This window comes from Neochlamydia sp. AcF65, assembly GCF_018342435.1.
Classification (GTDB): Bacteria; Chlamydiota; Chlamydiia; order Chlamydiales; family Parachlamydiaceae; genus Neochlamydia.
Window position 1 is genome coordinate 23,932 of record NZ_JAEMUE010000017.1, and the last position, 7,554, is coordinate 31,485.

The 7,554-nt window shown below is 39.9% G+C and carries 4 protein-coding genes; all 4 read left to right on the plus strand.

The window, feature by feature from the left end; genetic code table 11:
• Positions 1-77 precede the first annotated feature (77 nt).
• Positions 78-2,411: a glycosyltransferase gene (locus tag NEOC65_RS01565; protein ID WP_213155493.1), complete on the plus strand. Its 2,334-nt coding sequence runs from the start codon at positions 78-80 to the stop codon at positions 2,409-2,411.
• 764 nt (positions 2,412-3,175) lie between these two features.
• Positions 3,176-4,543: a leucine-rich repeat domain-containing protein gene (locus NEOC65_RS01570; RefSeq protein WP_213155494.1), complete on the plus strand. Its 1,368-nt coding sequence runs from the start codon at positions 3,176-3,178 to the stop codon at positions 4,541-4,543.
• A 515-nt stretch (positions 4,544-5,058) separates the two neighbouring features.
• Positions 5,059-6,744, plus strand: coding sequence for a leucine-rich repeat domain-containing protein (locus tag NEOC65_RS01575; protein WP_213155495.1), 1,686 nt, complete (start codon positions 5,059-5,061; stop codon positions 6,742-6,744).
• 117 nt (positions 6,745-6,861) lie between these two features.
• Positions 6,862-7,242 carry a hypothetical protein gene (locus NEOC65_RS01580; RefSeq protein ID WP_213155496.1) on the plus strand — a complete coding sequence of 127 codons (381 nt, stop codon included), beginning with the start codon at positions 6,862-6,864 and terminating at the stop codon, positions 7,240-7,242.
• The last annotated feature ends 312 nt before the right edge of the window (positions 7,243-7,554 follow it).

Below are 7,554 nucleotides of genomic sequence, written 5' to 3' on the forward strand. Positions count from 1 at the left end.
TACTATTTAAGTTTTTTAATAAAGCCCTTTACATGTTATATAAAAAATTTTTTCTAACAAGCGATGGTGTGTATAAAATGCAGGAATATCTAAAAAAATTTTTTGAATTTTATAGCCGGGGAGACCTAGTAGCTGCTGTCAGCCAGATTATCTACTCTCCAGAGCCTAGCTATGATACCCTTCAACCTGCCAACGAATGGGTAAAGCAGGTAATCAATTTTGTAGATGCAGCAGTTTTTGGTAAAAGCCTAGAAGCTAGATATCAATTACTGCTTATAGATAATTTGCGGAAAAGCCATCCTCACCTATATGAGAAAGAAATTAATGATTTAAAAGTGGAAGAAAGTTTCTTATTGTTTCTTCTCTCGTTTGCTTGCCAGGAAAAAGAACATTCTAGCCTGGGTAAAAATGCTCCTCCTTTCCTTGAAAAAATTTTTCAAGCTGAACAAGGAAAGATACCTTTATCCCCTGAAGCTATCAAAGAGATTTTAGGGTTAGTCCCCAACAATTTTAAAACTCTATTTGAATTTCATTTACGTATGGCCGCTGGATGGCAAAACCTTCTCCAACGTAAGTCTTCTTATCTTTCAAGTCTTAATTGCCAATATGGGGAGGCTCATCCTTGGTATCCTTTACAATATTCTTTATTTCCTCCCTCTTTGGAAGATGTGCCTTTAGATAGAATTGCTGTGATTTTCTTTGAGCCATTAAAGGAAGATTTTACAGATTTTTTGGAAAAATTTAAGGAACGCCCCGCGGTTTTTGCCTTTACTTCCCTTGCTATTTTTTTTCAAATGCTGCAGTTTCCAGCTTTTGTACAAGCGGCGGGGGAAGCTCATTATCTTATTTATATTTTAGAATTTTACCCTCATGCGCAAATAAGCTCTCAAAATTTTAAAGATTTCTTGGGCAAAGAATTTTACCCCATTTTTTTTATTCCTACCTCTCATTTACGGGTGTATGCTCCCGCGTTGATGCAGGCTTTACAAGCTTGTTTTTTACAACCTTACTCAGAATTTAACGTGGATACCCCGCTAGGTAATGGGCTGTATGAAATTGCCAAGCGCCTATTGTTCTCTATTCAACAAGACCGCTTGGGCTTTAGTCGCCTACCTGCTTTACATATGCGAGAGGGACAGCTCAGGTGGCATGATACTCACAAGGGCTTGCCTTCTTCTAGCCAATCCCTGGGGCCTGAAGTTCAGGATAAAATGCAAATTTTGCTCTCTGATCTAGCTAAAAAAAGAGCGGTAAGAGCCCGCCTAGCAAAAGATAAAATAAAAGTAGCTCATATTGTTCCTCAAATTGCCTATGGAGGCCATGCTCCTACACGCTTACTACAGAATTTAGTACTTCATCATGATTCTTCAAAGATGGAACTCCTAGTAATAAGCACAGAAATATTAGCTGAAAATCTTTTAGAATATCCTCACAATTTTTATACCTCTTCCTCTTCTTTGCAAAGAGGGCGAGCACTAATTTGTCAATTCCAAACCTTAGGGGTTTCTACTCTTATCCATGAGAATCCGGCGACTTATTTGCATAGAGCTCATCATTTAAGCTCTTTGCTCAAAGAGGCTAAAATAGATGTAGCAGTTTTCCATGGTCCTGATACGGTTAATACGCTGGCGACACAGATGGTAGATGTGCCTTTAAGGGTTTTATTAGAGCATGGTAGCCAGCCTACTTATCCCGGCTTTGACCTAGCTATTGTTAGCACAGATACAGCTGTAGAAATTTACCAAGACTTATACAAGAAAATTCATACGCAAGTTGTAGCTTTGCCTTTTGCTTTGGATGTCCGAAAAAACTGGCTCCCTCAGCCCTATGAAAAAAAATCTTTAGGATTACCTGAAGACTGCCTGGTCATGACTACTATATCTACTAAATTAGATACAAGATTGACAGCTGAGCTATGTTATGCCATAGCTGAAATTCTTCAAAAAGTCCCTCAGGCTGTCTATGCCCCTATAGGAGCTATTAGCAATTTAGAAAGGATAAAAAAAATATTCAAGGAGTATGGAGTAGATAATCGTTTCTATTATTTAGGGCCTTTGGCTAATCCCAGTCAATATGCACGCTCTATGCATCTATATTTAAATGAGTTTCCGGTGGGAAGTTGTTTGGCTATTTTAGATGCAATGGCTTCGGGTTGTCCTGTCGTCACCATGTTTGATGTTAATGGTCCTCAGCAAGCTCGCTATGGGGGGATTTTCATGGGAATCGATCGCGCTGTGCATACAGGAAAGAAAGAAGAATATATTCAGCTTGCTTGCCATTTGTTAACCAATCCAGCCATTTATAAGGAGTGGTCTTATCATGCAAAAAAGCAATATGAGCAATTTGCTGATGTTAAAGGATATGTAAAGTCATTTGAAGAAATTATTTTTAAAGCCTACGGAGAATTTTAACCTTTAGGCACATCTGCCATTGGGCAAGAGGATCATTCGCTTGGATGAATAAAAGTTTAAACGGAAGTTTCATTTTTTTTATAAGGGTAAAGTGAGTAATTTGTTTATTATTAAAAACTTAGGGTCTTTTTTAAATTGTAGTTGCCAAAAAATTACTTAGACTGGTTTTCAGCAAATTTCAGAACCACGTCCCCAAAATAGACAAATGCTTGAGGCTTTAAAGATAGAGTTACCAAAAGTTTTGCCAAAAAACCATGCGCATGTAGTCACTAGGAAAAAACGCCGGTAACCAATATAAACTGTTAACAATCAATAAATTGTTTACTATTGATTATTTCTAAAAAAAATGGAACTTCCGTTATAAAGATAAGAAGTTCCTCTCTTTTTCTGCAGATTGCTAGGCTGGGAGGGCAACCTTTCTTGACAGGAAGAAGCTAGGCCTATTGTATTTCATCATTCGATAGACCAATTAATAAATTGCCCCAAAAAGAGCCATTTTATCAAATAAGGCAAAGAATCAATCTCCTTCTTTTAGCTAAATCAAAATTGCCGCGTCACTTAATCGCTAAAACCTGTGGCTGCTTCTAAATGCTTGGAAGTCCCCCCCTTTTCTTAAATCTATCTGAAATAAAAGCGTGGTAGATTGCCTGTGAGTTGTTACTCATTGATAAGGATACGAATTCGTTTGACTTGCTTTTTTAATTCTTTATATTGTCTTTAAAAAACAAAAATACTAAGCAGTTATCATTGCCCAAGGAAATAAAATGCATCCTATCTCTTCAGCCTCTATTGAGAGCTTGCCCAATGAATTGCTACTCCCTATCTTAGAGGCTTGCGCAGCTCCTTCCTTATTTAGCGTCTGTAAAAGATGGCAACATCTGCTAGATTCTGAAGTAATGCCTTCTCTTTATAAACAAATAGGTAAAGTACATGTTTCCCAAGGGGACATTAACAAGCAGGCTTTTATTTTAGATAGGATTTATAAGCTGGATGATAGGCTTTCTGAAGGAGAAAAAGCTAAGGCAATCTTCAAGGAGGCCTTTACTCTAGCTAAAGCCCTTGCTCCTGCGGAGCTAGAATTTAAATGGAAAACCCAGGAAAAAAGGTGTTTTACTCTGGCTAATTACTCTTCTTATCTCTTAAATATTAATCGGCTTTTACTTTGGAAAAACCTTCCTGGGGGAGCGGAATACTTAAGCCAAGAAAAAATCAAGTATTTACCTTTAGAAAAACAAGGGGAGCTTCTTAGAGATTGGATTGAAGAAAATTGTAAAAACTTCACAGATTTAGATTTATCTGAAGTAGGTTTGACTTATTTACCCCCAGAAATATGCCAGTTATCTCAGCTGCAAACCCTTGACTTATATCAAAACCAGCTCACCGCCCTGCCTGCAGAAATCGGGCAGCTGTCTGAACTGCAAGAGCTTGGCTTAAGAGAAAACCAGCTTACCGCACTGCCTGCTGAAATCGGGCAGCTGTCTCAGCTGCAAAGGCTTGAATTAAATCAAAACCAGCTTACCGCACTGCCTGCAGAAATCGGACAGCTGTCTCAGCTGCAAAGGCTTGAATTAAATCAAAACCAGCTGACCAGTCTGCCTGCAGAAATCGGGCAATTGTCTCAGCTGCAAACCCTTGACTTATATCAAAACCAGCTCACCAGTCTGCCTGCAGAAATCGGACAGCTGTCTCAGCTGCAAAGGCTTAATTCAAGCCAAAACCAGCTCGTCGCTCTGCCTACAGAAATCGGACAACTGTCTCAGCTGCAAGGGCTTGAATTAAATCAAAATCAGCTCACCAGTCTGCCTGCAGAAATCGGACAGCTGCCTGAGCTGCAATGGCTTGAATTAAACCAAAACCAGCTTACCGCTCTGCCTGCAAAAATAGGACGGTTGTCTCGGCTGGAAGAGCTTTACTTGAATCAAAATCAGCTCACCAGCCTGCCTGTAGAAATCGGGCAACTTTCTCAGCTGCGGTGGCTTTACTTAAATCAAAACCGGCTCACCAATCTGCCTGGAGAAATCGGGCAACTGTCTCGGCTTACCAAGCTTGAACTAGCAGAAAATCCTTTGAAAGATATTGCAGAAAAGATAAGGCAGCGTTTTCTATTTAGAATAGCCGTAAGTGATTTTTAAATTGGGAGGGGCTAAAATGAAATAAAAAACTTTTAGCCATCTTATCTTTAAACAAGTCATCCGCGTTTCTTCCGGCAACTAAGCAAGCTTAAAATAACCTACACCTTTATAACGACAAGGAGCTTCTTTCTTTTTCTGCAGAGTGTTATAGCTGAGAAGACAACCTTTCTTGACAGGAAGAAGCTAGGCCTATTGTATTCCATCATTCAATAGAAGAATTAAAAAATTACACCAAAAAGAGCTATTTTCTCAAATAAGGCAAAGAATCAATCTCATTCTTTTAGCCAAACCAAGATTGCCGCTTCACTTACTCTCCAAAAACTGTGGCTGCTATTAAATGCTTGAAAGGTCTCCACCCTTTTCTTGGATCTATCTGAAATAAAAGCGTGGTAGATTATCTGCGAATTGTTTTTCATTGATAAAGATACAAATTGGTTTGACTTGCTTTTTTAATTTTTTTATATTGCCTTTAATAAATAAGATGCTGATTAGTTATCACTAACCAAGAAAATAAGATGCATTCTATCTCATCGACATCTATTGAAAGCTTGCCCAATGAATTGCTACTCCCTATCTTAGAGGCTTGCGCAGTTCCTTCCTTATTTGGCGTCTGTAAAAGATGGCATCATCTGCTGGCTTCTGAAGTGATGCCTTCTCTTTGTAAACAAATAGGTAAAATACATGTTTTCCAAGGAAATGTTGAGGAGCAGGCTTTTATTTTAGATAGGATTTATAAGCTAGAAAGTAGACTTTCTGAAACAGCAAAGGTAAATGCAATTTTTAGGCAAATCTTTACTTTAGCTAGTTCTTTTTCTCCTGTAGAATTTAAATGGAAGACTGAAGAAAAAAAATATTTTACTTTAGCTAATTACTCTTCTTATCTGCTGAATATTAATCGCCTTTTAGTTTGGAAAAAACTTCCTGGTGGAGAAGAATACTTGAGCCGAGAAGAAATTAAGCTCTTGCCTCTAGAAAAAAAAGGAGATCTTCTTAGAGATTGGATTGAAGGAAATTGTAAAGACTTAACTTCGCTAAATTTATCTAACGCAGGCTTGACTTATTTACCCCCAGAAATATGCCAGTTGTCTCAGCTTCAAGTGCTTAACTTAAAACAAAACCAGCTCACTCGCCTTCCTGCAGAAATCGGGCAACTTTCTCAGCTGCTGTGGCTTTGCTTAAATCAAAACCGGCTCACCAATCTGCCTGGAGAAATCGGGCAACTGTCTCAGCTGCAAAGGCTTGAATTAAATCAAAACCAGCTCACCAGTCTGCCTGTAGAAATCGGGAAGCTGTCTGAGCTGCAAGTGCTTTACTTAAATCAAAACCAGCTCACCAGTCTGCCTGCAGAAATAGGTCAATTGTCTCAGCTGCAAACGCTTGATTTAAGCCAAAACCAGCTCACCACCCTGCCTGCAGAAATCGGACAGCTGTCTAAGCTGCAAGAGCTTGATTTAAGCCAAAACCAGCTCACCAGCCTGCCTGCAGAAATCGGACAGCTGTCTCAGCTGCAAAGGCTTTACTTAAATCAAAACCAGCTCACCGCTCTGCCTGCAGAGATAGGGCAGCTATCTCAGCTGCGCTGGCTTTACTTAAATCAAAACCAGCTTACCACCCTTCCTGCAGAAATCGGGCAGCTGTCTCAGCTGCGATGGCTTTACTTAAATCAAAACCAGCTTGCCAGCCTTCCTGCAGAAATCGGGCAATTGCCTCAGCTGCAAGGACTTGACTTAAATCGAAACCAGCTCACCGCTCTGCCTGTAGAAATCGGGAAGCTGTCTGAGCTGCAAGTGCTTTACTTAAATCAAAACCAGCTCACCAGCCTGCCTGGAGAAATCGGGCAGCTGTCTAAGCTGCGGTGGCTTTACTTAAACCAGAACCAGCTCACCAGCCTGCCTGTAGAAATCGGGCAGCTATCTCAGCTGCTACAGCTTAACTTAAACCAAAACCAGCTCACCAGCCTTCCTGCAGAAATCGGGCAGCTGTCTCGGCTGCAAACGCTTGAACTAAATCAAAACCAGCTCACCGCTTTGCCTACAGGAATCGGACAGCTGTCTGAGCTGCGGTGGCTTTACTTAAACCAGAACCAGCTCACCTGTTTGCCTGCAGAAATCGGGCAGCTGTCTCAGCTTATCCAGCTTGAATTAGCGGGAAATCCTTTGAAAGATATTCCAGAAAAAATAAGGCAGCGTTTTCAATTGTAGAATGGCCGTAAGTTCTTTTTAATTTGGGGCGAGCTAATTAGACTTGCTTTTTTAATTTTTTTATATTGCCTTTAGAAATAATAATGCTGAAAAGTTATCCCTACTCAAGGAAATAAAATGCATTCTATCTCTTCAGCCTCTATTGAAAGCTTGCCCAATGAATTGCTACTCCCTATCATAGAGGCTTGCGCAGTTCCTTCCTTATTTAGCGCCTGTAAAAGATGGCATCATCTGCTGGCTTCTGAAGTAATGTCTTCTCTTTATAAACAAATAGGTAAAGTACATGTTTCCCAAGGAGATATTAACAAGCAGGCTTTTATTTTAGATAGGATATATAAGCTAGAAAGTAGCCTCTCGGAAACAGCAAAAGTAAATGCAATTTTTAGGCAAATCTTTACTTTAGCTAGTTCTCTTTCTCCTCTAGAATTTAAATGGAAGATTGAAGGTGCGCCGCAGGCGCGCAAAGAAGTTCAATATGAACTAAAACTTTGTGCTTAAGCTGTACAAATGATGGAGAAGGCCCTCCGAAGTCGGTTTTCAGGAACGGGCTTCAAACCACCTTAAGCTGCTGTTATTAAGAGTAATGGTAGTGAGCATTAAGGAAAAGTCGAGATAAAACTCGGAAGGTATAAATCAGAAAGACGAATAAACCTGAACCATTGTTGACGCGTCGTAAGCCAGAAATTTGATGTCAAAAGCAGGGGCGCTTCGATCTTCTGTAAAGAATCTACAAGATACCTGATTACTGTGTAGATGGCATCCGGCGTATAGATGGCGTGAGTCTGATTTGGGCGTTTGTACGGAACTGTG